27 protein-coding genes are annotated in these 23,260 nt (G+C 66.4%); 8 read left to right on the top strand and 19 right to left on the bottom strand.

From position 1 onward, the window contains the following. Positions 1 to 33: 33 nt before the first annotated feature. Positions 34 to 633: a chromate transporter gene (locus ABIC90_RS07705; protein ID WP_354353498.1), complete on the top strand. Its 600-nt coding sequence runs from the start codon at positions 34 to 36 to the stop codon at positions 631 to 633. Positions 634 to 668: 35 nt separating this feature from the next. Then, positions 669 to 1,634, top strand: a complete 966-nt coding sequence (locus tag ABIC90_RS07710; protein WP_354353499.1) for an aldo/keto reductase — start codon at positions 669 to 671, stop codon at positions 1,632 to 1,634. Between the two features lie 19 nt (positions 1,635 to 1,653). Here the strand turns inward: ABIC90_RS07710 and ABIC90_RS07715 are convergent, their stop codons facing one another. Further along, on the bottom strand, positions 1,654 to 2,175 hold the full coding sequence (locus ABIC90_RS07715; RefSeq protein ID WP_354353500.1) for a GNAT family N-acetyltransferase: 522 nt from the start codon (positions 2,173 to 2,175) through the stop codon (positions 1,654 to 1,656). 50 nt (positions 2,176 to 2,225) lie between these two features. Between ABIC90_RS07715 and ABIC90_RS07720 the strand changes: the two genes are divergently transcribed. From ABIC90_RS07720 to ABIC90_RS07730, 3 genes are all read left to right on the top strand, one after another. Then, complete coding sequence (locus tag ABIC90_RS07720; protein WP_354353501.1) at positions 2,226 to 2,816, top strand: helix-turn-helix domain-containing protein; 591 nt, start codon at positions 2,226 to 2,228, stop codon at positions 2,814 to 2,816. Between the two features lie 126 nt (positions 2,817 to 2,942). Then, a complete protein-coding gene (locus ABIC90_RS07725) occupies positions 2,943 to 3,113 on the top strand; it encodes a hypothetical protein (protein WP_354353502.1) in 171 nt (56 codons plus the stop codon). A gap of 109 nt (positions 3,114 to 3,222) precedes the next feature. After that, positions 3,223 to 4,422 carry an NAD(P)/FAD-dependent oxidoreductase gene (locus ABIC90_RS07730; RefSeq protein ID WP_354353503.1) on the top strand — a complete coding sequence of 400 codons (1,200 nt, stop codon included), beginning with the start codon at positions 3,223 to 3,225 and terminating at the stop codon, positions 4,420 to 4,422. Between the two features lie 7 nt (positions 4,423 to 4,429). Here the strand turns inward: ABIC90_RS07730 and rlmB are convergent, their stop codons facing one another. The 4 genes from rlmB to ABIC90_RS07750 all read right to left on the bottom strand — a co-directional run bounded on the left by rlmB (position 4,430) and on the right by ABIC90_RS07750 (position 7,542). After that, the gene (gene rlmB, locus ABIC90_RS07735; protein ID WP_354353504.1) at positions 4,430 to 5,176 is read right to left on the bottom strand and encodes a 23S rRNA (guanosine(2251)-2'-O)-methyltransferase RlmB; all 747 of its coding nucleotides are present in this window, start codon (positions 5,174 to 5,176) and stop codon (positions 4,430 to 4,432) included. A gap of 78 nt (positions 5,177 to 5,254) precedes the next feature. Further along, complete coding sequence (locus tag ABIC90_RS07740) at positions 5,255 to 6,235, bottom strand: hypothetical protein (protein WP_354353505.1); 981 nt, start codon at positions 6,233 to 6,235, stop codon at positions 5,255 to 5,257. 4 nt (positions 6,236 to 6,239) lie between these two features. Continuing rightward, positions 6,240 to 6,758 (bottom strand): hypothetical protein, encoded by a 519-nt coding sequence (locus tag ABIC90_RS07745; protein ID WP_354353506.1) that lies wholly within the window; start codon positions 6,756 to 6,758, stop codon positions 6,240 to 6,242. A gap of 61 nt (positions 6,759 to 6,819) precedes the next feature. Then, on the bottom strand, positions 6,820 to 7,542 hold the full coding sequence (locus tag ABIC90_RS07750) for an ABC transporter ATP-binding protein (protein ID WP_354353507.1): 723 nt from the start codon (positions 7,540 to 7,542) through the stop codon (positions 6,820 to 6,822). 72 nt (positions 7,543 to 7,614) lie between these two features. On the opposite strand from ABIC90_RS07750, the gene ABIC90_RS07755 reads away from it, so the two are divergent. Next, positions 7,615 to 8,214, top strand: coding sequence for an arylesterase (locus ABIC90_RS07755; RefSeq protein ID WP_354353667.1), 600 nt, complete (start codon positions 7,615 to 7,617; stop codon positions 8,212 to 8,214). Positions 8,215 to 8,291: 77 nt separating this feature from the next. Here ABIC90_RS07755 and ABIC90_RS07760 read toward each other — a convergent pair whose 3' ends face one another. Then, on the bottom strand, positions 8,292 to 8,495 hold the full coding sequence (locus ABIC90_RS07760; RefSeq protein ID WP_354353509.1) for a hypothetical protein: 204 nt from the start codon (positions 8,493 to 8,495) through the stop codon (positions 8,292 to 8,294). Between the two features lie 117 nt (positions 8,496 to 8,612). Continuing rightward, positions 8,613 to 9,806 (bottom strand): PLP-dependent transferase, encoded by a 1,194-nt coding sequence (locus ABIC90_RS07765; RefSeq protein ID WP_354353510.1) that lies wholly within the window; start codon positions 9,804 to 9,806, stop codon positions 8,613 to 8,615. Positions 9,807 to 9,929: 123 nt separating this feature from the next. Between ABIC90_RS07765 and ABIC90_RS07770 the strand changes: the two genes are divergently transcribed. Then, the gene (locus tag ABIC90_RS07770) at positions 9,930 to 10,796 is read left to right on the top strand and encodes a helix-turn-helix domain-containing protein (RefSeq protein ID WP_354353511.1); all 867 of its coding nucleotides are present in this window, start codon (positions 9,930 to 9,932) and stop codon (positions 10,794 to 10,796) included. Between the two features lie 72 nt (positions 10,797 to 10,868). Further along, entirely contained in the window at positions 10,869 to 11,333 is a 465-nt protein-coding gene (locus tag ABIC90_RS07775; RefSeq protein WP_354353512.1) for a VOC family protein, read from the top strand. A gap of 11 nt (positions 11,334 to 11,344) precedes the next feature. Here the strand turns inward: ABIC90_RS07775 and ABIC90_RS07780 are convergent, their stop codons facing one another. The 12 genes from ABIC90_RS07780 to hisS all read right to left on the bottom strand — a co-directional run bounded on the left by ABIC90_RS07780 (position 11,345) and on the right by hisS (position 23,256). Continuing rightward, on the bottom strand, positions 11,345 to 11,869 hold the full coding sequence (locus tag ABIC90_RS07780) for a phosphoribosyltransferase (protein ID WP_013542102.1): 525 nt from the start codon (positions 11,867 to 11,869) through the stop codon (positions 11,345 to 11,347). 15 nt (positions 11,870 to 11,884) lie between these two features. Next, positions 11,885 to 13,216: an adenylosuccinate synthase gene (locus ABIC90_RS07785; protein ID WP_354353513.1), complete on the bottom strand. Its 1,332-nt coding sequence runs from the start codon at positions 13,214 to 13,216 to the stop codon at positions 11,885 to 11,887. Positions 13,217 to 13,238: 22 nt separating this feature from the next. Beyond that, complete coding sequence (locus tag ABIC90_RS07790) at positions 13,239 to 14,399, bottom strand: ATP phosphoribosyltransferase regulatory subunit (RefSeq protein WP_354353514.1); 1,161 nt, start codon at positions 14,397 to 14,399, stop codon at positions 13,239 to 13,241. Positions 14,400 to 14,480: 81 nt separating this feature from the next. Then, positions 14,481 to 14,669 (bottom strand): DUF2065 domain-containing protein, encoded by a 189-nt coding sequence (locus ABIC90_RS07795; protein ID WP_280807112.1) that lies wholly within the window; start codon positions 14,667 to 14,669, stop codon positions 14,481 to 14,483. A gap of 15 nt (positions 14,670 to 14,684) precedes the next feature. Continuing rightward, positions 14,685 to 15,587 carry a protease modulator HflC gene (gene hflC / locus ABIC90_RS07800; RefSeq protein ID WP_354353515.1) on the bottom strand — a complete coding sequence of 301 codons (903 nt, stop codon included), beginning with the start codon at positions 15,585 to 15,587 and terminating at the stop codon, positions 14,685 to 14,687. A gap of 17 nt (positions 15,588 to 15,604) precedes the next feature. Next, complete coding sequence (gene hflK, locus ABIC90_RS07805; protein WP_354353516.1) at positions 15,605 to 16,975, bottom strand: FtsH protease activity modulator HflK; 1,371 nt, start codon at positions 16,973 to 16,975, stop codon at positions 15,605 to 15,607. 74 nt (positions 16,976 to 17,049) lie between these two features. Next, entirely contained in the window at positions 17,050 to 18,219 is a 1,170-nt protein-coding gene (hflX, locus tag ABIC90_RS07810) for a GTPase HflX (RefSeq protein ID WP_354353517.1), read from the bottom strand. Between the two features lie 57 nt (positions 18,220 to 18,276). Further along, positions 18,277 to 18,522 carry an RNA chaperone Hfq gene (hfq, locus tag ABIC90_RS07815; protein WP_012747311.1) on the bottom strand — a complete coding sequence of 82 codons (246 nt, stop codon included), beginning with the start codon at positions 18,520 to 18,522 and terminating at the stop codon, positions 18,277 to 18,279. A 164-nt stretch (positions 18,523 to 18,686) separates the two neighbouring features. After that, positions 18,687 to 20,030 (bottom strand): ribosome biogenesis GTPase Der, encoded by a 1,344-nt coding sequence (gene der / locus ABIC90_RS07820; RefSeq protein ID WP_354353518.1) that lies wholly within the window; start codon positions 20,028 to 20,030, stop codon positions 18,687 to 18,689. A 66-nt stretch (positions 20,031 to 20,096) separates the two neighbouring features. Beyond that, positions 20,097 to 21,239, bottom strand: a complete 1,143-nt coding sequence (bamB, locus tag ABIC90_RS07825; protein WP_354353519.1) for an outer membrane protein assembly factor BamB — start codon at positions 21,237 to 21,239, stop codon at positions 20,097 to 20,099. A gap of 7 nt (positions 21,240 to 21,246) precedes the next feature. Further along, positions 21,247 to 21,939, bottom strand: a complete 693-nt coding sequence (locus ABIC90_RS07830; protein ID WP_354353520.1) for a YfgM family protein — start codon at positions 21,937 to 21,939, stop codon at positions 21,247 to 21,249. A 6-nt stretch (positions 21,940 to 21,945) separates the two neighbouring features. Further along, positions 21,946 to 23,256, bottom strand: a complete 1,311-nt coding sequence (gene hisS / locus ABIC90_RS07835) for a histidine--tRNA ligase (RefSeq protein WP_354353521.1) — start codon at positions 23,254 to 23,256, stop codon at positions 21,946 to 21,948. Between the last annotated feature and the right edge of the window lie 4 nt (positions 23,257 to 23,260).

The following is a 23,260-nucleotide window of genomic DNA, read 5'->3' on the forward strand; positions in this document are numbered from 1 at the left end:
GCTTGCACCCCGGCCGAGGGCGGAGGTTTTTCGATGCTGATCTCGATGCAATGGCACGACTGGCTGGCGCTCTTCGGCCAGTACCTGCTGCTCTCGCTGCTCTCGATCAGCGGCGCGATCACCACGGTGCCCGACATGCACCGCTACCTGGTCACCCAGCATGCCTGGCTCACCGATGCGCAGTTCAGCTCGTCGGTCGCCATCGCGCAGGCCGCGCCCGGGCCCAATGTGCTGTTCGTCGCGCTGATGGGCTGGAACGTCGGGCTCAACGCGGGCGGCGGCATCGGCGCGGGGCCCATGGCCTGGCTGCTCGGCCTGTTCGGCCTGCTGGTCACCATGGTCGGCATCATGCTGCCGAGTACCACCCTCACCTACTTCGCCACCCGCTGGGGCCACCGCAACCGCACCCGGCGCGAGGTGCGCGCCTTCAAGCAAGGCATGGCGCCGGTGGTGGTGGGCCTCCTTGTCGCCACCGGCTGGGTGCTGGCCGCGGGTAACCATGCCGGCGATGCGCCCGCATGGCACCTGTGGCTGCTGAGCGGCGTGGCCGCGCTTATCGTCTGGCGCACGCGCATTCACCTGCTCTGGCTGCTGGCGGCCGGTGCGCTGCTCGGCAGCGTAGGCTTCGTCTGACTGTCTTCTCCTTCTTCTTTCAGGAAAATTTCTTCATGTCGCAACTTCGCCCGCTCGGCCGCTCCGGCCTCCTGGTTTCGCCGCTCGCCTTCGGGGGCAATGTCTTCGGCTGGACGGTGGACGAGGCCGCTTCGTTCAAGCTGCTCGATGCCTGGCTGGACGCGGGCTTCAACTTTGTGGACACCGCCGACGTGTACTCGGCATGGGTGCCGGGGCACACGGGCGGCGAATCGGAAACCATCATCGGCAAGTGGCTCAAGCAAAGCGGCAAGCGCAACCGCGTGGTGCTGGCCACCAAGGTCGGCAAGCCGATGGGCGAAGGCAAGGTGGGCCTCTCGCCCAAGTACATCCGCGAGGCGGTCGAGGCCTCGCTCAAGCGCCTGCAGACGGACTACATCGACCTCTACCAGTCGCACGACGACGACGCCGGCACGCCGCTCGAAGAGTCGCTGGGCGCCTTCGACGCGCTCATCAAGGAAGGCAAGGTGCGCGCCATCGGCGCCTCCAACTACACCGCGCCGCGGCTGGCCGAGGCGCTGGACGTGTCGGAGCGCTTGGGGCTGGCGCGCTACGAGAGCCTGCAGCCGCTGTACAACCTGTACGACCGCGCGGTGTTCGAAGACGATCTGGAGCCGCTGTGCATCAAGCGCGAGGTCGGCGTCATCAACTTCTACGCGCTGGCCGCCGGCTTCCTGACCGGCAAGTACCGCACCGAGGCCGATGCCGCCAAGAGCGCGCGCGGCGCCAACACGACCAAGAAGTACCTGAATCCGCGCGGCCTGCGCATCCTGGAGGCGCTGGACAAGGTGGCGCAGCAGTACAACGCCAAGCCGGGGCAGGTAGCGATTGCGTGGCAGATCGCCCGGCCGGGCGTGACCGCGCCGATTGCCAGCGCCACCTCCGTCGCCCAGCTCGAAGAGCTGGTGGTAGCTACGCAGCTGAAGCTGGACGCCGGCACCATCGGCATGCTGGACCGCGCCAGCGACGAAACGGCCGCCTGAGCCGCTGCGCTTCCTGCGCCTATCCGTCGACCGGATTCAGCGGCGTCGCAAGAATGCGCTGGTAGAAGGCCACGTCGAGCCAGCGGCCGAACTTGAAACCGGCCTGCCGCACGGTGCCTGAGTGCTCGAAACCCAGGCGCTCGTGCAGGCCGATGCTGCCCGCATTGGCAGCGTCGATGGCACCCACCATCACATGCACGTCGCGCACCATCGCCTCGGCAATGATGGCCTCCATGAGCGTGCGGCCGAGGCCCGCACCGCGGTGCCCCGAGGCCACGTACACCGAGTGTTCGACGGTGTACTTGTAGGCCGGAAAAGTCCGGAACGCGCCATAGCTCGCAAAGCCCAGCAGCTCGCCGCTCTCGTCTTCCGCGCCGATCAGCGGAAAGCCGTTGGCGCGCTTGGCGGCGAACCAGGCGACCATGTTCTCGGGCGTGCGCGGCTTGTAGTCGTACAGCGCGGTCGATGTGACGATGGCTTCGTTGAGGATGGCGAGGATGGCGCCCGAATGGGCTTCCTCGGTACAGGCGATAAGGCGCATGGTGTGTATTGGCGTTGCCGTCGTTCAATATAAGAGAATAATAATCTCATATGAGAAACACTTCACCTGCTGCCCAAGTGCCCGAGGACAACATCGACGCGCTCATCGCGACCCGGCTGCTGGCGCTCCGGCAAGGCAAGGGGCTGAGTCTGGTCCAGCTGGCCGAACTGTCGGGCGTCAGCAAGGCAATGATCTCGAAGGTGGAGCGGGCGCAGAGCAGCCCTACGGCGGTGTTGCTCGGCAAGCTGGCGGCGGGCCTTGGCGTTTCGTTGGCGCAGTTGCTCACCGAGGAGAAGGCGCAGCCCCAACGGCTGCGCACGCGGGCATCGCAGGAGGTCTGGCGCGACCCGGAGGCAGGCTACTTGCGCCGCCAGATCGCCGAGCGCAGCGCGGGCAGCGGCGTGGAACTGGTCGAGGTCGAACTGCCGCGCTCGGCGCAGGTCGGCTATCCGCGATGGAGCGGCAAGCCCTACCGGCAGTGCCTGTGGATGCTCGAAGGCGCACTGCGGGTGGACTACGGCGACGACCGCTTCGAACTCGCACCCGGCGATTGCCTGGACTTCGGCGTGGACCGTCCCCTGGTCTTCAAGGCGCTGGGGCGAAGCGCCTGCCGCTATCTGCTGGTCGCCTGCCCGCTGTAGCCCGGCAGAAGCCATGGAAAGTCGGGCGCGGTAGGCAAGCTCCCACACGCAGAGGCGATGCCAGCCGGTTCGCAGGGCCTGGCCGGTCGGGATACTGCGAGACATCTCAGATACCGGAGGAACATGATGTCTTTTGCGCTTTACATGGTCGGATTCTTGATCTTCTTGGGCGGCGTGGCCTGGGGCGCCTCGGTGGCCGGGGTTCCGACGATCTATATCGGCATCGGGGCGATGATCCTTCTGGGCATCGGCATCTTCAGCGCGGTCGCTCGCACCCGCGGCAAAGATCCATCGTGATCCTCTGAGCCTCGCGGGTTCACACAGGCTTCACGCCGCCCGCACATGGCGTAGCTAACTTCGCATGCGCACCACAAGCCGTGGTGCGCATTGCCCGGTTCAGCTGCCCATGCACTCCTCTTCCAGCTTCTTCTCCCCGCTTTCCTATTCGCTCGCCGCGCCCTGCCCCGCACCGGCTTCTTCTGTCGGCGGCGGCTTCGGCCATGTCAAGGTCGATCTGCTTGTTGTAGGCGCCAGCTTTGCCGGCCTCGCCTGCGCCCGGGCTGCGGCGCTTGCCGGGCTCAGCGTGATGGTGGTCGAGAAGAAGACCAGCGCCGGCGCCAAGCTCCACACCACCGGAATCATCGTCAAGGACGCCGTCGACAGCGTGCCATGGTTGGCCGAGGTGCCGCCCGCGCTGGTTCGCCGCATCGAAGGCGTGCGGCTCTACGCACCCAACATGCGCCACGTCGACCTGCACGCGCCCGGCTACTGGTTCTGGGCCACCGATGCACCCGCGCTGCTCGACTGGATGGTGGACTCCGCGCGGGCCTGCGGCGTCGACGTGCGGCTGGGCACGCTGTTCGAGCAGGCGCTGTGGGTGGACGGCCGCTGGGAAGTGCCGGTGACGCAAGGCCCCTGCATCACGGCGACCTACCTCGTCGGTGCCGATGGGCCGCATTCGCGCGTGGCCAAGGCACTGGGCCTCTCGCGCAACACGCGTTTTCTCTACGGCATCGAGCATGAATACCAAGGCGCACGCATGGCGCCCGATCTGCTGCATTGCTTCATCGACCGCCGGCTTGCGCCCGGCTACATCGGCTGGGCGCTCGACGGCGTCGGCGTGAGCCAGATCGGTTTGGCGCGCCGCATGGGCCGCAACGACGCGAGCGCGCTGCGGCTCGCACCCTTCCTGCAGAAGATCGCATCGGTGGTCTCGCCCGGCGATGCACCGCCCATCGCCGTGCGCGCCGGAATGATCCCGTGCGGCGGCGTGCTGCCTGTGGTCGCTCGCGAACGTGCGCTGCTGGTGGGCGATGCGGCCGGCATGGTGTCGCCGGTGACGGCAGGCGGCATCCACACCGCGCTGCAGCACGGGGAGCGGGCCGGCGAGGCGGTGGCGCGCTTCGTGCGCGGTGAAGTGGACGACCCAGCCACCTGGTTCGTGCGCAGCTACCCGCGCTTTCTGCTCAAGCGCTCGCTGCGCTGGGCCTTCGACAACTTCCAGAGCGACTGGATGTTCAATCATCTGCTCGGCACGCCGCAGATGCGGCGCGTGGCGGAGCTCATCTACTTCCACCGCAAGGGTGGACCGCCGCCCAAAGGCTGATGCGCGATCAGGCGATGCGCTGGCGCATCGCCTCGTAGAGGCACACGCCGCTGGCCACCGAGACGTTCAGGCTCTCGACCGCTCCGGCCATCGGGATGCTCACGAGCTCGTCGCAGGTCTTGCGGGTGAGCTGGCGCATGCCGTCGCCCTCGGCGCCCAGCACCAGCGCCAGGGGGCGCTTCAGGTCGGTCTGGTAGATGGTGCCCGGCGCATCGTCGCTGGTGCCCACGCACCAGATGCTGCGCTCCTTGAGCTCGTTCATCGTGCGCGCGAGGTTGGTCACCATGAAATACGGCACCGTCTCGGCCGCGCCGCTCGCCACCTTGGCCACGGTGGCGTTGATGCCGGCCGCGTGGTCCTTGGGTGCAATGACCGCATGGGCGCCGGCGCCGTCGGCCACGCGCAGGCACGCGCCGAGGTTGTGGGGGTCGGTCACACCGTCGAGCACCAGCAGCAGCGGCACGGTGCCGGCCGCTTCGAGGCCTTCGAGCAGTTCGTCGAGCGAATGGATTTGCGCAGCAGGCTCGACCCGCGCGACCACGCCCTGGTGGCCGTGGCTGCCGCTGAGCTTGGCCAGGCGCAGGCCGTCGGCCTCGACCAGCCGCACACCGGCGTCTTGTGCGCGGGCAATGAACTGCTTCATGCGCGCATCGCGCCGGCTGGCGTCGAACATCACTTCGAGCACCGATTTGGGCGCGGTCTTGATGCGCACGCCCACGGCATGGAAGCCGAAGATCACTTTGGGGGAAGACATCCCCTGATTATCCCTACCCGACACCAGCGGCCCGGCAAAGCCGGTTCCGCGGTGTTTCCCGAATGAATCCGGCCCGCTTCAGGCGACAGGAAGGCCGCTGAGCGCACGCGTGCGCTCGTCGTGAAGTTCCTGCACCGCCAGCGCGTTCGGATGCACCCGCGCGGTGTTGCCGACGCTCTCCAGATACTGGCAGGCGGCATGGCCTTCGGCGGCCTTTTCGTACTGCGCGATCCAGGCGTCGCGAGCGGGCAGCTTCTCGGGCGAGACGGGCCAGACGCCCGGCTGCGGCCGGATGTGATCAACGATGCCGATGCGCCAGGGCTTGGCGCTCAGGCGGGCGCGAAAGCAGTTCTGGTTGCGGCACATGCGCGCATAGACCTTGTCCACGTCCATCGCCTGGAAGCAGTCGGCCACCGTCATGTCGTGGGGGCTGAAGACATCGTGCATCGCCAGCAGGCGGAATCCGGCGGGCGTGCGGTAGACGCGCAGATGCCAGTCGGGATGCTGGTGCATGAAACGGCCGATGCGCTCGGCCGCGCGCTTCTCGGGCGCAGGAGTGATGCTGGCCTCCCCCCGCTTCTTGGCCAGGCCGATGCGGTAGGCCACGGCGAACACCACGATGGCGGCGATGAGCCCGCCCACCCAGGTCTTGGCTGCCCAGCCGCCGATGATGCCCACGATCAACGCGGGCACCAGCGCATAGCCGAACACGCTGGTACGCAGGGCTTCTTCGAAATCGATGTCGACGAACAGCACATCGGGCGTGTTGAGGCAGCGCGCGCCGTAGCCGTTGCGGGTGACGACGCTGTCGCCCTGGCGCTCGACGATCTCCTCGCGGATCGGCACGCCGTTGGCGCCGTTGTAGGCCAGCTTGCGCTCGCGGCGGTCGAGCGTCTCGCCGCTCGCGATGCGGTCGAAGGCTTCGCGGGTGCGCTGGTCGGCGTGGGCCTGCGCGGCCACCGGGCTGTCGTCGGACCAGCCGTAGCGCCGCACGGTGATCTGCTTGCCTGCAACGCGTTCCTGGATACGGCCTTCGGCCCAGAACTGCGGAACGATCATCGCTTCAGGCACCCTTTGCAAAGTAGATCCATGCCAGCGCCACGAGCAGCAGCACCAGGACGATCGGCACCCACTTGTTGCCGCCGCCCGCCACACGGCCCGGCTCGGCCATGGGGTTGGTGGGCAGGTTGGACGACACATGGCCGAAGTCGCCGGCCACCGGGTTCCGGTGGTTGTCCACCAGGTGCTTGGATTCGGCCAGGCCCAGGCCTGTGGCCTCGCGCGTGAGGCGGACGGCCTCGATCTTGTTGCCGCGCGCCAGCGCCGCGAGCGCAGCGGCAGGCAAGGCGGCGGGGCCGTTGCCCTGCATGCCCGCCGTCGACTCGGGCTCGCCGCGGCCCCAGTCGCCTTCCTGCCAGTCCTGCGAATCGTCCTGAGCCCCGTGGGACCGGTTGGCGTGGCGCTCGACGGCTTCCTTGGCCGACTTGAGGTCCAGGCCGGTCTTGTCGCGCACGATCTTGATGGCCTCGATCAGGCTGCCGCGCTGCAGCGCGGCGATGGCTTCGGGTGGAAGCTTCTCCATGGGGTCTCTCCTCGTCCTGTTTTGTGTTCTCTATCGGCCCACCCGCTGCCAGCCGGGCAGATCAGGCCGCTTGTTCGACCGTCGACACCGGTGTTTTTTCGTTGAGCGACACGCGCCCGGCCTCGATGGTGATGCGGCGCTCGCAACGCGCCGCGATGCCGCGGTCGTGGGTGACCAGCACCAGCGTGGTGCCGAGTTCGCGGTTCAGGTCGAACATCAGCTTCATCACCTGTTCGCCGGTTGCAAAGTCGAGGCTGCCGGTGGGCTCGTCGGCCAGCAGCAGGGCCGGCTGCACCACGAAGGCCCGGGCCAGCGCCACGCGCTGCTGCTCGCCGCCCGACAGCACCTTGGGATAGTGGCCCAGCCGCTGGCCGAGGCCGACGCGGCCGAGCATTTCGGTGGCGGCCTTGCGCGCGTCCTTGCGGTTGGCCAGCTCCAGCGGCAGCATCACGTTTTCGAGCGCGCTCAGGTTGCCCAGCAGCTGGAAGCTCTGGAACACGAAACCCACGCGCTGGGCCCGCAGGGCAGCGCGCTCGTCCTCGTCGATGGCGAAGATGTCGTCGCCCGCGAGCTTGACCGTGCCGCGCGTGGGCGTATCGAGCCCGGCAATGATCGACAGCAAGGTGCTCTTGCCGGAGCCCGAGGCGCCGACGATGGCTGCGGTCTCCCGCGCGCCCAAGGTGAAATGGATGTCCTGCAGAATGTCCAGCGTGCCGGCCGAATCGGTGACGGACTTGAAGACATGCTCGACGGCGACAATGGCATCAGACGGGGGATGGGACATGGAAAGGCTTTGGTTTTGAATCGACGTGACTTTATCTTGACCACCGCCGCGCTAGGCAGCGCGGGGGCATGGATGGCCGCGGCGCAAGCCCAGGCCACCTCGGGCGCCGGCAAGCCAGTCATCCTGGTGCTGGGCGATTCGCTGAGCGCAGAGTACGGCTTGAAGCGCGGCGAAGGCTGGGTACCCTTGCTGGAAAAAAGGCTTGCCCAGCAGAAGATCGCGGCCACCGTGGTCAACGCCAGCATCAGCGGCGACACCAGTTCCGGCGGACGCGCCCGCTTTCCGGCGCTGCTGGCACAGCACAAGCCCAGCCACGTGGTGGTGGAGCTCGGCGCCAACGACGCGCTGCGCGGCCTGCCCCTTGCGAACACCGAAGACAACCTGCTGCAGATCACCAAGGCCGCGCAGGCTGCGGGTGCGAAGGTGCTGATCGTCGGCATCCAGGTGCCGCCGAACTACGGCGGCGACTACACGCGGCGCTTCGAGGCGGTGTTCTCCAAGGTGGCGGGCACCACCAAGGCGGCGCTCGTACCGTTCCTGCTCAAGGGCGTGGCCGATGCGCCCGATGCGATCTCGCTGTTCCAGGCCGACCGCATCCATCCCACCGCCGCAGCGCAGCCGCAGTTGCTCGACAACGTGTGGCCGGAGCTGCGCAAGCTGTTGCCCAAGTAGCACCCGGCAAGCCGAATGAAAAAGCCGCCGCAGGCGCAGGCCTGCGGCGGCTTCTTGAGAGGGATGCCAGGAGCGGATCAACCGTTCTTGGTGGGCAACTCGGGCACCGTGGGGGGATCGCGTTCGAGCGAGGCCACATCGGTTTCCGGATCTCCGGGTGCCAGTCCGTCGTTGCTCGGGGAGAGCTTGCGGTACTGCTTTTCGCGGAGCTTTTCTTCCTTCTTCTTCTTCTTGGCCAGTTCTTTCTGGCGCTTCTCGTAGCCGTAATTTGGTGTTGCCACTGCTTCTCCTTGGGGCGAGGCAGTCACGGTGACTGCGCGTTGGCCTACTGTAAGCGATAACGGTGCAGTCCCAAGACCCCCGACCGGCGCCCATGCACGGCAAAAAATACACCCTGATTACATCTGCACCAATGCTTGCTGAAGGTCGGCGCGCAGGTCGCCCACGTCCTCCAGGCCGATCGAAAAGCGCACCAGCGTGCCCTTGTGCGGCCAGCGCGCCACGCTCGCATCGCGCATCAGGCCGATGTCGTAGGGCACCACCAGGCTGATCGGCCCACCCCATGAATAGCCGAGGCGAAAGAGCTTCAGGCTATCGCAGAAACGGTCGACCTGCTCGCTGCTGTAGCGCTCGTCGAACACGACCGAGAACAAGCCCGCCGCCAGGTCGGTCGCGCCGCACAGTGCGCGCCAGTTGGCATGGCCGGGCGAGTCCTCCAGCGCGGGGTGCAGCACCTGCGCGATCTCTTCGCAGCCGTTGAGCCAGCCGGCCAGCTCGCGCGCCGCGCGGTCGTGCGCGGCGTAACGCAGGCCGATGCTCGGCAGCGAGCGCAGCAGCGTTTCCACGTCGCCCACGCCGATGCCGAAGCCGATGCGCATGTGGGCCAGCTTGAGCGCGCGGTGCAGCCGCTCGTCGTTGGTGACCACGCTGCCCATCAGCACGTCGCCGCCGCCGCTCGGGTATTTGGTGAGCGCGTGCACCGAGATGTCGACGCCCTGCCCCGTGCCGTTGAAATCGAAGGGCGAGAAGGCCAGGCCGGCGCCCCAGGTGTTGTCCAGCGCGGTTGTGACGCCGCGCGCGCGGCAGATGTCCACAAGCGCGGGCAGGTTCGGAAACTCCATCGTCACCGAGCCCGCCGCCTCGACCCAGACCAGCCGCGTGCGGTGCGAGATCTTGGCTTCCAGGTCGGCCGGATTCATCGCGTCGTACATGCGGTGGGTGATGCCGAAGTTGGCGAGTTCGCCGGTGGCCAGCGCCTTGTTGGGACCGTAGGCGTTGTCGGGAATCAGCACCTCATCGCCGGTCTTGAGGAACGCGAACGACACCAGCGAAATCGCCGCCAGGCCGCTGGGCACCAGCAGGCATTCGGTGCCGCCTTCGAGCGTGGCCAGGCGCTCCTCGAGGGTGAAGGTGGTCGGCGTGCCGTGCAGGCCGTAGGTGTAGCCGGCCTTGGTCTTCCAGTCGCGGGCACGCATGGCGGCCACGTCGGCGAAGAAGACGGTCGATGCCTTGAACACGCCCGGCTGCGGCGCGGCGAAGGTGGCGGGCGGGGTGTAGGGGTGGTGGATCAGTTGTGTCGAAGGCTTGCTCATGTGCCGATGCTAGCGCGCCCGTTCCCAAGGGGGAATTTGCGTGCCGGCGCATGGCGCCTGCCCGCCCCTCCCGGCGGCACAATGCGCCGATGGGCAACAGCCTGACCTCATGAGCCGCAAAGCATGCAACTGACGCGGCCCCCTGCGCCTCACCTGCGGCCCTTCGTCAGGCTGCTGTGGGCCTCGGCGCCCGACGGCGCGCCGGCCGAACGGCCGGGCGCGCGCGAGCATGTGCTTCCCACCGGCGGCATGCATCTGGTGTTTCGCCTTTCGGGTCCGCCGTTGAAGCTCTTCGGCAATGCCGACGATGCACAAGGCCACACGCACGGCTATGCGATCGTCGGCGGCGCGCGTTCCGCCTTCTACATGCGCGACGTGTCAGTGGCGACGCGATCGGTCGGCGCGCAACTCGAGCCCGGCGCCGCCCGGGCGCTGCTGGGCGCGCCTGAAGACGCACTGGCCGGCCGGCACACGGCGCTCGACGCACTCTGGGGCGCACAGCAGACCGATGCCGCGCTGGATCGGGTCCATGCGGCAGGCGAGCTCGAACAACAACTCTCAGTTTTCGAAGCCCTGCTCATCCAACGCATCGTTGCCTCGCTGTGCGCCGGCCTGCACGGCCTGCACCCGGCCATCGCCTCAACGCTCGGCACGCTGGCGCGCGAGAACCCTTCCATTGCGGGGCTGGTGATGCAGAGCGGCTACAGCCACCGCCGCTTCATCGCGCTTTTTCGTGGCGCCATCGGACTCAGCCCCAAGGAATACGCGCGCGTGATGCGCTTCGACCGCGCGCTGGCGTTGGCTGCCGATCCGGCTCGCAGTTGGGTCGACATTGCGCTCACCGCCGGCTACAGCGACCAGGCACATCTGAGCCGTGAGTTCGCCGCGCTGGCGGGCATGTCACCGCAGGCATGGCGGCGGACGGGTGCGGAATCGCCGCGGCACGTTCCGGCGGCTGTGGCCGCGGGTCAAATTCGTTCAAGACGGTAGCGGCGCGGCGGCCCAGAATCGGCGCCACGAATCACCGGCTTCCCCTCTCTTCGAAAGCGAAAGGCAAACCCCATGGCGATCCACGAGCTCTTCCCGTATCTCTGCGTCGACGACGCCGGTGCGGCCATCGACTTTTACTGCGAGGTCTTCGAGGTGAAGGAAATCTTTCGCCTCACCGAGCCCAGCGGGCGCATCGGCCATGCGGAGCTGGACTTCCACAACGGCGCGATCCTGATGATTTCGGACGAGTTCGCCGAGTTCAACATCCGCAGCGCCAAGACGCTGGGCGGCAGCGCGGTAACGCTGCATCTGCATGTGGACGATGCCGACGCCGTGGTGGCGCGGGCCGTGGCTGCCGGCGCGACGCTGGACATGGCGCCGCAGGACCAGTTCTATGGCGAGCGCTCCGGGGTGTTCAGGGACCCCTTCGGCCACCGCTGGAACGTGGGCCACAGCATCGAAAAACTGACGCCGGAAGAGATGCAGCGGCGCTACACCGCGATGCTCACTTCCGGCGACGGATCGTGCCAGGCCTGATCAAAGGTTGATCAGACCGACCACTTCTCCAGCAGCTTCTCGGCGCCGAGGGAGTCGTAGCCCTCGAAGGGCTGGTGGATCCAGGGATTGGTCGCCAGGTACTCGACCGAGTAGTCGGGCGTGAAGGTCGACAGCGCCTTGGTCCAGATCACCGCGCTGCGCAGTTCGGTGATGGGCTTGTAGTTGTTGCGCAGCATGTCCATCACGGCGTGCAACGTGTGGCCCGAGTCGGCCAGGTCGTCCACCAGCAGCACCTTGCCGGCGATCTCGCCCTTGGGCGTGGTGATGAAGCGGGCGATGTCCAGGTGGCCCTGCACCGTGCCGGCGTCGGCGCGGTACGAGCTGGTCGACATGATCGCCAGCGGCTTGTCGAAGATGCGCGAGAGCACGTCGCCCGGGCGCATGCCGCCGCGCGCGAGACACAGGATGGTGTCGAACTCCCAGCCCGACTGATGCACCTTGATCGCGAGCTTCTCGATCAGGTTGTGGTACTCGTCGTAGCTGACGTAGAGATGCTTGCCGTCTTCGGTCAACATGGTTCTTTTTCCTCTTCAGTCAGCAAGGTAGGGGTGGCGCATCATGATCGTGTGGTCGCGATCGGGACTGGTCGACACCATGTGGATCGGCACACCGGTGATCTGCTCGATGCGCTGCAGGTAGAGACGCGCATTGACCGGCAGCTTGTCGTATTGCGTGACGCCCACGGTGCTTTCGGTCCAGCCTTCGAGGGTTTCGTAGATCGGCGTGCAGCGTTCGATTTCGTCCGCACCCATCGGCAGGATGTCGGTGGTTTCGCCGTCGAGTTCGTAGCCGGTGCACAGCTCGAGCTTCTCGAGGCCATCCAGCACGTCCAGCTTGGTGATGCACAGGCCCGAGAGGCCGTTGACCTGCGCCGAGCGCTTGAGCAGCGCGGCGTCGAACCAGCCGCAACGGCGGCTGCGGCCGGTGGTCACGCCCTTTTCAGCGCCCACGGTGCTCATGTGATAGCCGGGGGTGCCGGGCGTGGCCCAGTCGAGTTCGGTGGGGAAAGGACCGCCGCCGACGCGCGTGCAGTAGGCCTTCGTGATGCCCAGGATGTAGTGCAGCATGCCCGGGCCCACGCCCGAACCGGCGGCGGCATTGCCGGCCACGCAGTTGCTGGAGGTGACGTACGGGTAGGTGCCGTGGTCCACGTCGAGCAGCGTGCCCTGCGCGCCTTCGAACAGCAAGTTGGCGCCGGCCTTGTGCGCGTCGTTCAGTTCGCGCGACACGTCGGCCATCATCGGCTTGAGCAGCACGGCGTGGCGCATGGCTTCGTCGAAAACGGTGTCGAAATCGACAGCCGGTGCGCCCAGCACCTGCGTGAGCACGTGGTTGTGCAGGTCGAGCAGCACGCGCAGCTTGGCGGCGAAGCGATCGGGGTGCTTCAGGTCCTGCACGCGCAGCGCGCGGCGGGCGATCTTGTCTTCATACGCCGGGCCAATACCGCGGCCGGTAGTGCCGATTTTTTCGACCCCGCCCTTTTCGCGGTAGGTCTCGCGCGCGATGTCCAGCGCGGCGTGGAATGGCAGGATCAGCGGGCAGGCCTCGCTGATGCGCAGGCGCGAACGCACTTCGACGCCGGCTTTCTCCAGGCCCTCGATTTCCTCGAAGAGCTTGGCGGCCGACAGCACCACGCCGTTGCCGATGTAGCACTTGACGCCGGGCCGCATGACGCCGCTCGGGATCAGGTGCAACGCGGTCTTCACGCCGTTGATGACCAGCGTGTGGCCTGCGTTGTGGCCGCCCTGGAAGCGGACCACGCCCTGGGCGCTCTCCGTCAGCCAATCGACCAGCTTGCCCTTGCCTTCATCGCCCCACTGGGTGCCGACGACGACCACGTTTCTTCCGGTGGTTACGCTCATGCTCGTTCCATTGCTTAAAAATTCAGATCGTTCGGACATTCCACTGACCGGCCTGCTCGACGAGCTCGCGGTCGCAATGGAATTCATCGATTTCGCTGCCATGGCCGGGCAGCACGCAGACAACCGTTTCACCGGCCTTGCGCAATTGGGCGATGGCCTGGCGCAGCCCGGCCGCGTCGCTCCAGGGCGCGCGGATGGCGGCGCGCAGCGGGCGCGCCGGCAGCACGCCGACCAGTTCACGCACGTCGAGGCTGAAGCCGACGGCCGGCCGGTTGCGGCCGAACACGGCGCCCACCTCGTCGTAGCGGCCGCCGCGCACCAGCGAATCGGCCGCGCCCGGCACGTAGATGCCGAAGCGCATGCCGCTGTAGTAGGCGTAGCCGCGCAGGTCGGCCAGGTCGAAACTGATCTGGCGCCCGGCCGTGCCGTCGATGCCCGCGGCAAGCTGCTTCAGGTCGGCCAGCGCGGCGGCCATGGCCGGTGTGCCCTTCAAGGCCTTGGCTGCCTCATCGAGCACCGACGCGTCGCCATAGAGCTGCACCAGCGCGCGCAGCCCGTCGCGCGAAGTGGCCGGGAAATCCTTGGTGAGCACATGCAGCTCGCTCGCATCCTTGGCGGCGAGCGCGGCGTGCACACGGGCGAGCGCGGCGCCATCGACCGGCACCCCGGCGAACAACGCGCGAACGATGCGGGCATCGGCCAGGTCGACGATCACGCCCTCGCGCAGGCCCGCGGCGTCGAGGCAGTCGAGCGCCAGCAGCAGGGTTTCGGTGTCGGCTTCCAGGCCGGCGTGGCCGTAGATCTCGGCACCGAACTGCAGCGGCTCGCGGGTGGCATGCGGGCGGTCGGGCCGGGTGTGGAGCACCGGACCGCAGTAGCACAGGCGCGCCACGCCGTCGCGGTTCAGCAAATGGGCATCGATGCGCGCCACCTGGGGGGTGGTGTCGGCTCGAAGGCCCATGCTGCGGCCGGAGATCTGGTCGACAAGCTTGAAGGTTTGAAGGTCGAGCGCCTCGCCGGTGCCTGACAGCAGCGATTCGAGGTGCTCGAGCAGCGGCGGCATCACCAGCTCGTAGCCATAGCCACGGGCGGTATCGAGCAGCTGGCGTCGAAGTTCTTCGATGTGGCGCGCCTCGGAAGGCAGCACATCGGCAATGTGATCCGGGAGGACCCAGGCGGACATGGGGATCGGGGGCGTGGTTAAACCGGGATTCTACCGGGACCGCGCCCGAGTCCCGCGTGGGCATTCAATGGGTGGCGAGCCTCAGGCCAGAATCCAGAGCAATACCAAGCCCAGCAGGATGCTGCAGAGCCCGAAGAAGCGAAGCTGGCCGTCACGCAGCTGCATCAGCTGCCCGAAGCCGCGGCGCCATCCTCCCGGCGAAACGAAGGGCAGGATGCCCTCGATCACCAGGACGAGCGCCAGTGCACTCCAGAAGGTCTCGGCGCTCACGAAGCCCGGAGCGGATCAGCGACGCGGTGCGTTGCCCGCCGCCGAGCCGGAGCTCTGCATGCCGCGGAAGAAGTCGGACGACGGGTCGACCACCAGCACATCGCTCTTCTTGTTGAAGCTCTGCTTGTAGGCCTCGAGGCTGCGATAGAACTGGGCGAACTGCGGGTCGCGGCCGAATGCCTCGCTGTACGAAGCGGCGGCCTGGGCATCGCCCTCGCCCTTGATCTTCTGGGCGTCGCGGTAGGCATTCGCCACGATCACTTCACGCTGGCGGTCGGCGTCGGCGCGGATCTTTTCGCCTTCGGCCGTACCGGTCGAACGCAGTTCGTTGGCCACGCGCTTGCGCTCGGCTTCCATGCGGCGATAGACCGATTCGGTAATTGCTTCCACGTAGTCCACGCGGGTGATCCGCACATCGACCACATCCACGCCCCAGGGCTTGGCGCCCTTCACGACGGTCAGCACCTCGCGCTGCACATCGGCCATGAGGGCCTCGCGGCGCACCGAAATCAGGTCGCGCACAGTGCGCTTGTTGATGTTTTCCTGGAAGGCGTTGCGCACCACGCGGTTGAGCTGCATGGCGCCCGCGTTCTCGTCGAGGCCGACGTTGCGGATGTAGGCCTGCGGGTCGCTGATGCGCCAGCGCACATACCAGTCGATCACCACGCGCTGCTTCTCGGCCGTGAGCATGGGTTCGGTGTCGACACTCGACAGCGTCAAGAGGCGCTTGTCGATGTACGACACGTTCTGGAACGGCGGCGGCAACTTGAAGTTGAGGCCGGGCTCGGTGATGACGCTCTTGATCTGGCCCAGGGCATAGACCACGCCGAACTGGCGCTGGTCGACGACGAAGAGGGTCGAGCTCAGCAGCAAGAGCAAGACGAGGATCGACGAGGCGATGAATCCGATTCTGTTCATGTTCTTCTTGGCCTTTATCAGCGCACGTCGCGGTCACGCGAACGACCGTCGCGAGCACGGGTCTCGCCCGTAAGCGGGGCCACCGGAATGACCGACGACTGGACCGGCGCGGTGCCGGCCACGCTCGGGCTGGCGGCATCGACAGGTGTGGCGGCGGCATTGCTGCCGCTCATCTGCATGATCTTGTCGAGCGGCAGGTACAGCAGATTGGAGCCGGCCTTGGTGTCGACAAGCACCTTGGTGGTGCTGGCATAGATCTGCTGCATGGCATCGGTGTACATGCGGTCGCGGGTCACCTGCGGCGCCTTCTGGTACTCGGCCAGCACCGCGCTGAAGCGGCCGGCATCGCCTTGCGCCTGGGCCACGATGCGCGCCTTGTAGGCTTCGGATTCTTCCTTGAGGCGGGAGGAGGTTCCGGACGCGAGCGGCACAACCTGGTTGGCGTAGGCCTGGGCATCGTTCTTGGCGCGCTCGCGCTCCTGGCCGGCCTTGAGCACGTCGTCGAATGCAGCCTGCACCTGCTCGGGCGGACGCACGCCGCCCTGCTGCAGATTGATGCCCACGACTTCGACGCCGATCTTGTAGCGGTCGAGGATGGTCTGCATCAGTTGACGCACGCGCGGCGCGATCTGGTCGCGCTCTTCAGCGAGTGCCGCGTCCATCTTCATCTTGCCGACCACTTCGCGCACCGAGCTCTCGGCAACCTGCACGATGGTTTCAGCCGGCGATTTGCTTTCGAAGAGCCAGGCTTGCGCGTTGCTCAGGCGGTATTGCACGGCAAACTTGATTTCGACGATATTCTCGTCTTCGGTCAGCATGGCCGATTCGCGCAGGCCCGTGGACCGCACGATGGCGTCGCGGCCCACGTCGGTCGAGCGGATCTGCGAGGTCACCACCACTTCATGGCGCTGGATCGGATACGGCAGGCGCCAGTTGAAGCCGGCGTTCACCGTCGACTTGTAACGGCCGAACTGCGTGACCACGGCTTGCTGGCCTTCGTTGACGATGAAGAAGCCCGTGCCCAGCCAGATCAGCACTGCCACGGCAGCGACGAGGCCGATGCCGAACCCGGCGTTCTTCATGTCCGGCTTGTAGCCGTTGCCGCCACCGTTGCCACCGGAGGGGCGGTTGCCGCCGCCCTTGCCGCCGCCGAAGAAACCACCGAGCTTGCGATTGAGGTCGCGCCAGAGTTCGTCGAGATCGGGCGGGCCCTGGTTGGGACCCTGGCCGCGGGGGCGATTGCCGTTGTTATTGTTGTTGCCCGAAGGCGGGGGCGTCGGTGCGCCCGGAGGATCGGCATCCGGAGGACGGTTGCCGGCCGGGCGATCGCCGTTGGAGGACGCCGGCTCATCGCCGCGACCCCATCGGCCATCGTTCAGATTGAACATGCCCAGAAACCCTCTCCACGCTGGCTTTGCATTCATTCGCTTCGTTCTCTTGTCAGTGGCGGGATTGTGCCCAATCAAAGGGCAGGATCGTGCAATTCAGTGTCGGCTGCTGGGGTCATCGTATCGGCTACCGAGCCCGAGAGCCGGGCCAGTTCGGCGCGCAGCAATGGCACGCCTTCGCCGCTTTTCGCGCTGAGGAAGATACGGGGAACCTGTACGCCGTCGATTTCCATCTCGTCCTGCAGATGCAGCGGATGCTGCGCACTTTCAAGGGCGTCGAGCTTATTGAATACCAGCAGTTGCGCAACGTTGTCGGCGCCGATCTCCCGCAGCACGGTTTGCACCTCGGCCATCTGCTCGGGGTAATGGGGGTTGGAGGCGTCGATCACATGCAGCAACAGGTCGGCATCGACCGCCTCTTGCAGCGTCGCCTTGAACGCATCGACCAGGCCGTGAGGCAGGTCGCGAATGAAGCCCACGGTATCGGAAATCGACACCTGGCGCCGCGCATCGCCGAGGTAGAGGTTGCGCGTGGTGGTGTCGAGCGTGGCAAAGAGCTGGTCGGCCGCATAGGCGCGCGCCTTGACCAGCGCATTGAACAGCGACGACTTGCCGGCGTTGGTGTAGCCCACGAGCGAGATGTTGAAAGTCTCGCGCCGCTCGCGCTGGCGGCGTTGGGTGCCGCGTTGCTTTTGCACCTTGGCCAGGCGCTCGCGGGTGCGCTTGATCGATTCGCCGATCATCCGGCGGTCGAGTTCGATCTGCTTCTCGCCCGGGCCGCCGCGCACACCTGCACCGCCGGTCTGGCGCTCCAGGTGAGACCAGCGGCGGACCAGCCGCGTGCTGAGATACTGCAGGCGAGCCAGCTCGACCTGCAGCTTGCCTTCATGCGAACGCGCACGCTGGGCGAAGATTTCGAGAATGAGGAAGGTGCGGTCGTAGACCGCGATGTCGAGCTGGCGCTCGAGGTTGCGCTGCTGCGCGGGGCTCAGCGACTGATCGAAGATGACCTCGCTCGCCTGGTGCATGGCGGCAAGCTCCTTGATCTCGTCGGCCTTGCCGCTGCCCACGAACAGCGCCGCATCGGGTGCCTTGCGTTTGCAGGTGAGTCGGGCGACAGGCGTCAGGCCCGCGGTCTGCGCGAGCAGGCCGAGTTCCTCGAGTTCGCTGTCGAAATGGGGCAGCCCAAAGTCAACGCCGACGAGAACGGCGGCGCCTTCCTGGCGGGGGATCAGTTCAGACAAGCGGAATCAGAAAATGGAAAAAGCGCGACGGAGGAGACTCCGTCGCGCTCCGCGCGATCAGGCTGCGGCGTCGTCGTTCTCGGCAGCCGAGAAGTTGACGGCACGACCCGGCACGATGGTGGAAATGGCGTGCTTGTAGACCATTTGCGTCACTGTGTTGCGGAGCAACACGACGTATTGGTCAAAAGACTCGATCTGGCCTTGCAGCTTGATGCCGTTCACCAAATAAATGGAAACCGGCACATGCTCGCGACGCAAGGTGTTCAGAAACGGGTCTTGCAGAAGTTGCCCTTTATTGCTCACGATATTCTCCGTGTTCAAGAGTAGTTGTTGGAGAGATGACCTTAACACACGGTTTCTGCGCTGCAGCAATGGCAACTAAAAGCCTTGAGAAAATAACGTCTCTCAAAAGCCGGAACTTCCGCCCCTGCCGCAACTCATCGGCTGCCATCGGCAGCCAAGCACCTTCAGCGGTCCTTGTCCGCAAACGGATTTTGCGAGCTTTTGAACTGGATCCGCAAGGGCGTGCCCACCAGGTCGAATTCCTTGCGGAAACGCCCTTCCAGAAACCGCTTGTACGCCTCGGTCACGTGCTCCAGCGAATTGCCGTGGATGATGATCACCGGCGGATTCATGCCGCCCTGGTGGGCATATCGAAGCTTGGGACGGAACATGCCGCCGCGCTGGGGCGCCTGGAATTGCACGGCCTCCAGCAGCAGCCGGGTCAGCACCGGCGTCGACATCTTGCGCGTGGCCGACTTGTGGGCCTGCGCAATGGCCTGCCACACCGGGCCCAACCCTTGCCGCTTGATGGCAGAGATGAAATGCAGCGAAGCAAACTTGAGAAACGGCAGCCGGGTTTCGATCTGGCGCTGGATCTGCTCACGCTGGTAGCTGTCGACCGCATCCCACTTGTTGATCGCGATCACCACCGCGCGGCCGCTTTCCAGGATATAGCCCGCAATGTGCGCGTCCTGGTCGGTCACGCCCTGCGTGGCATCCAGCAGCAGCAGCACGACGTTGGCCGACTCGATGGCCTGCAGCGTCTTGACCACCGAGAACTTCTCGATCGCCTCGAACACCTTGCCCTTGCGGCGCAGGCCGGCCGTGTCGATCAGTTCGAATCGCTGGCCGTTGCGCTCGAACGGCACCGAGATGGCGTCGCGCGTGGTGCCGGGCATGTCGAAGGCCACTAGGCGCTCTTCGCCCAACCAGGTGTTGATCAGCGTGGACTTGCCCACATTGGGCCGTCCGGCCACCGCCAGCTTGATGGGCTTGTTGACGTCGTCTTCATCGGCCTCGTCTTCGGGGTCGGCCAGGTTCAGCGGCTCGAGCGCCAGTTCGACCAGGTCGCGCATGCCCTGCCCGTGCGCAGCGGACACGCCATGCACGTCGCCGAAGCCCAGTTCGTAGAAGTCGACCAGCTTGGTGCCGTCGTGCATGCCTTCGGCCTTGTTGGCCGCCAGCACGCAAGGCTTGCCCAGCCGGCGCAATTCGTTGGCAATGTCGTGGTCTTGGGCCGAAAGGCCTTCGCGGGCATCGACCACGAAGATCACCACATCGGCCTCGGCCACGGCCTGCCGCGTTTGCTTGGCCATCTCCTTGTAGATGCCGCTGCCGGCATCGGGCTCGAAACCGCCCGTGTCGATCACGATGAACTCGTGCTTGCCCAGCCGGCCATTGCCGTAGTGGCGGTCGCGCGTGAGGCCGGCGTAGTCGGCGACGATGGCGTCGCGCGTCTGGGTCAGGCGGTTGAACAGCGTCGACTTGCCGACGTTGGGACGGCCGACCAGGGCCACGACCGGCTTCATGGCCGGCCTTTCGATGGCGCGGTTTTCATGGTCGGGCCTTGAGCTTGAGAGAGGGAAAAGAAGAAATTATTCAGGGCGATAACCAAACACGCCGCCCTTGGCCGTCACGACCACGACCGTGTTGCCAGCCAAGACCGGCGCAACGGTGATGGCCGAGCCATCGGGCGTGACACGGTTGAGCAGTGCGCCGTCTTCGCGCGAGACGAAATGCAGGGAGCCGGTGTCCTCGCCAATGATCAGCGAGCGGCCCACCGCGAGCGGCGAGGTCAGCACACGGTTCTTGAAACGGGTCGATTGCCAGGCGCGCTCGCCGTCGGCCCGGCGCCAGGCATTGAGGCTGCCGTCGGACTCGGTGCCGTAGACGAAGCTCTCGTCGCCGGTGAGGCCGTCCGCACCCGTGGCAGGCTTGCTCCACAGCAACTGGCCGCGCAGGGTGTCGACGCAACCGACGCTGGCGTAATAGGCGCGTGCGCACACGGTGTCGCCCGAGCGGCTCACGCTGCCGGTCAGATCGACCAGGCGCTCCACGTCGTTGGTGCCGCGCGGCGCGGCGATGGGCGATTCCCAACGCGAGGTGCCGTTGCCGGGATTGATGCCGGCCAGACGGCCGCCGATGCCCGCCACCAGCGTGTCGCCCACGGCGATCAGCACACCCGACTTGCGCAGCACCAGGTTTTCACCCGGACGCTGCTGGATCCACAGGCGGCGGCCGCTCTGGCCGTCCCAGCCGCTGATGCTGCGGTCGGCGGTCTGCACGAACACGCGGCGGCCCGCGACCAGCGGCGCGGTAAAGGCCTGGGCAGACAGCTTCTGCTTCCACAGGACCTTGCCGTTCTCGATGGCGACCAGTTCGTTGTTGGTGGTGACCACCGCGGCCATCGTGCCGTCGCTTCCGACGCCTGCGGCCAGCGTGGCACCGGCGTTCGCGCGCCAGGTTTCACGGCCGGCGCGGGCGTCGATGGCCACCACGGTGCCGTCGCTTCCAGCCACGGTGACGATGTCGCCGCTGACGTCGGCGGTGAGCGGGAAGCTCACTTCCGAGATGCGCACGCTCCAGGCCTGGCGCACACCGAGCGAGGCCGGGTTGGCGGGCAGTTCGGCCGGCTTCGGCTTGCTGGTGCCCGAACAGGCAGCCAGCAATGCGACCAACACAAGGGCGGAACCCGCACGCAAGGCGGCCGATTCAGGCAGGAGACGCTTGAAATTCATGATGCGGTCAGGAAGTTTTGGTGGCTGCAGGTGTGACAGTGATGGTGGGCGCCAGGCTCTTCGGGTCTACACCGACCGCGTTCAGCTTGATCTCGACCAGACGACGGTAGTCGGAGGTCGCACCCAGGCCCGTCCAGGCCTTGCGGTACTCGGCCTGCGCTTCGGCCCGCTTGCCCTGGGCCATGTAGATGTCGCCCTTGCGGTCGGCCAGCAGCGGTTCGAATTCCTTGGGGACCTTGCCGTCCAGTTGCTTCAGGGCTTCGTCGTACGACTTGCTGTCGAGCAACTCGGCGGCAAGCCGCAGCTTTGCAACCGCCTGGTAGCCCGGATCGACACCCTTGTCGGCCACCCAGCCCAGCGCGGCGCGCGACTCTTCGGGCTTGCCCTTTTCGTACAGCGTCTTGGCGACCAGGAGGCCGGCCTGCTGCGCATAGGCAGTGCCCGCGAAGCGTTCTTTCATGTCGGCCAGCACTCGCTGAATGCGCTCGACGTCGCCGGACTGCGTGCTGCGCTCGACCTCATCGTAGAGAGCCGCGGCCTGGGCAGCCTTGGTGCGCTGGAAGTATTGCCAGCCGTTCCAGGCCACGAAGGCGCCGGCAACGAGCAGCACGACCCAGGTGATCAGGGTGCCGTAGGTGTTCCAGAAATGCTTGAGCTGGTCGAGCTGTTCCTGTTCGTCGAGGTCGAGATGGGTTGCCATGCGCTGTCAGATGTTGGGAGCCGGGGATTGTAGGGTGACGGCCCAGGTGGCCACTTCAGCAAGCGGCCGTGCAGTCTGCGGGACGCTTGCATCGCGCAACGCCTTCAGAGTCACTTCGCCGCGCGCAAGTTCATCGGCGCCGAAGATCAGGGCGTAGGTGGCGCCGCTGGCGTCAGCTTTTTTCATTTGCGCCTTGAAGCTGGCGAGCCCGTCGGCGGTGGCCGCGTGCATCTGCACGCGCACGCCGGCCTCGCGCAGCTGTTGCAGCGAGCGCAGCACCACAGGCATCGAGGCGGCGTCGGGCACGATGGCATAGGCATCGGGGACCGGGGTGGGCAGATCGGCGCCCTGCTCCTTGAGCAGATCGAGCACGCGCTCCACGCCCATGGCCCAGCCCACGGCCGGTGCGGGCTTGCCACCGATCTGGGCAATCAGATCGTCGTAACGGCCACCGGCGCACACGGTGCCCTGCGCGCCGAGGCGGTCGGTCACGAACTCGAACACCGTGAGGTTGTAGTAATCGAGGCCGCGCACCAGGCGCGGGTTGATCGTGAAGGCGATGTCGTTGGCCTTGAGGATGGCCTGCAACCCCTCGAAGTGCGCGAGCGATTCGGCACCGAGGAAGTCGATCAGCTTCGGCGCCGATTCGACGACATCCTTCATCGCCGGATTCTTCGTGTCGAGGATGCGCAGCGGGTTGCTGTGCAGGCGACGCTTGCCGTCCTCGTCGAGCTTGTCGGCGTGCTTCTCGAAGTGCGCGATCAATTGGGCGCGGTGCTGCGCGCGCTCGGCAGACTGGCCCAGACTGTTGAGCTCCAGGCGCACGTCGGTCAGGCCGATCCGCTTCCAGAGCGCGCTCGCAAGCAGGATCAGTTCGGCGTCGACATCCGGGCCGGCAAAGCCCAGGGCCTCGGCGCCGATCTGGTGGAACTGGCGATAGCGACCGCGCTGGGGCTTTTCGCGGCGGAACATCGGCCCCGTGTACCAAAGGCGCTTGGGCCCGTCGTAGAGCATGTTGTGCTCGATCACTGCACGCACCAAGCCTGCCGTGTTTTCCGGTCGCATCGCCAGATGCTCGGCCTGTCCATGCTTGTCGGAGCGGTCTTCGAAGGCGTACATCTCCTTCTCGACAATGTCCGTCACCTCGCCGATGCCCCGCACGAAGAGCGCGGTGTGCTCCAGGATCGGCGTGCGGACGTTGCGGTACGCATAGCGCCCCATCAGGTCGCGCACGGTGGCCTCGAGCCACTCCCAGCGCGCCGATTCGGGCGGCAATATGTCGTTCATGCCTTTGACGGCATTCAATTTTTCAGCCATGAGT

Origin of the sequence: Variovorax boronicumulans, assembly GCF_040544675.1 — a bacterium.
GTDB lineage: Bacteria > Pseudomonadota > Gammaproteobacteria > Burkholderiales > Burkholderiaceae_C > Variovorax > Variovorax boronicumulans_D.

Coding starts and splice junctions, on each gene's coding strand:
- ABIC90_RS07705 (WP_354353498.1), top strand. CDS start 34: ATGCTGATCTCGATGCAATGGCACGACTGGCTGGCGCTCTTCGGCCAG.
- ABIC90_RS07710 (WP_354353499.1), top strand. CDS start 669: ATGTCGCAACTTCGCCCGCTCGGCCGCTCCGGCCTCCTGGTTTCGCCG.
- ABIC90_RS07715 (WP_354353500.1), bottom strand. CDS start 2,175: ATGCGCCTTATCGCCTGTACCGAGGAAGCCCATTCGGGCGCCATCCTC.
- ABIC90_RS07720 (WP_354353501.1), top strand. CDS start 2,226: ATGAGAAACACTTCACCTGCTGCCCAAGTGCCCGAGGACAACATCGAC.
- ABIC90_RS07725 (WP_354353502.1), top strand. CDS start 2,943: ATGTCTTTTGCGCTTTACATGGTCGGATTCTTGATCTTCTTGGGCGGC.
- ABIC90_RS07730 (WP_354353503.1), top strand. CDS start 3,223: ATGCACTCCTCTTCCAGCTTCTTCTCCCCGCTTTCCTATTCGCTCGCC.
- rlmB (WP_354353504.1), bottom strand. CDS start 5,176: ATGTCTTCCCCCAAAGTGATCTTCGGCTTCCATGCCGTGGGCGTGCGC.
- ABIC90_RS07740 (WP_354353505.1), bottom strand. CDS start 6,235: ATGATCGTTCCGCAGTTCTGGGCCGAAGGCCGTATCCAGGAACGCGTT.
- ABIC90_RS07745 (WP_354353506.1), bottom strand. CDS start 6,758: ATGGAGAAGCTTCCACCCGAAGCCATCGCCGCGCTGCAGCGCGGCAGC.
- ABIC90_RS07750 (WP_354353507.1), bottom strand. CDS start 7,542: ATGTCCCATCCCCCGTCTGATGCCATTGTCGCCGTCGAGCATGTCTTC.
- ABIC90_RS07755 (WP_354353667.1), top strand. CDS start 7,615: ATGGCCGCGGCGCAAGCCCAGGCCACCTCGGGCGCCGGCAAGCCAGTC.
- ABIC90_RS07765 (WP_354353510.1), bottom strand. CDS start 9,806: ATGAGCAAGCCTTCGACACAACTGATCCACCACCCCTACACCCCGCCC.
- ABIC90_RS07770 (WP_354353511.1), top strand. CDS start 9,930: ATGCAACTGACGCGGCCCCCTGCGCCTCACCTGCGGCCCTTCGTCAGG.
- ABIC90_RS07775 (WP_354353512.1), top strand. CDS start 10,869: ATGGCGATCCACGAGCTCTTCCCGTATCTCTGCGTCGACGACGCCGGT.
- ABIC90_RS07780 (WP_013542102.1), bottom strand. CDS start 11,869: ATGTTGACCGAAGACGGCAAGCATCTCTACGTCAGCTACGACGAGTAC.
- ABIC90_RS07785 (WP_354353513.1), bottom strand. CDS start 13,216: ATGAGCGTAACCACCGGAAGAAACGTGGTCGTCGTCGGCACCCAGTGG.
- ABIC90_RS07790 (WP_354353514.1), bottom strand. CDS start 14,399: ATGTCCGCCTGGGTCCTCCCGGATCACATTGCCGATGTGCTGCCTTCC.
- hflC (WP_354353515.1), bottom strand. CDS start 15,587: ATGAACAGAATCGGATTCATCGCCTCGTCGATCCTCGTCTTGCTCTTG.
- hflK (WP_354353516.1), bottom strand. CDS start 16,975: ATGTTCAATCTGAACGATGGCCGATGGGGTCGCGGCGATGAGCCGGCG.
- der (WP_354353518.1), bottom strand. CDS start 20,030: ATGAAGCCGGTCGTGGCCCTGGTCGGCCGTCCCAACGTCGGCAAGTCG.
- bamB (WP_354353519.1), bottom strand. CDS start 21,239: ATGAATTTCAAGCGTCTCCTGCCTGAATCGGCCGCCTTGCGTGCGGGT.
- ABIC90_RS07830 (WP_354353520.1), bottom strand. CDS start 21,939: ATGGCAACCCATCTCGACCTCGACGAACAGGAACAGCTCGACCAGCTC.
- hisS (WP_354353521.1), bottom strand. CDS start 23,256: ATGGCTGAAAAATTGAATGCCGTCAAAGGCATGAACGACATATTGCCG.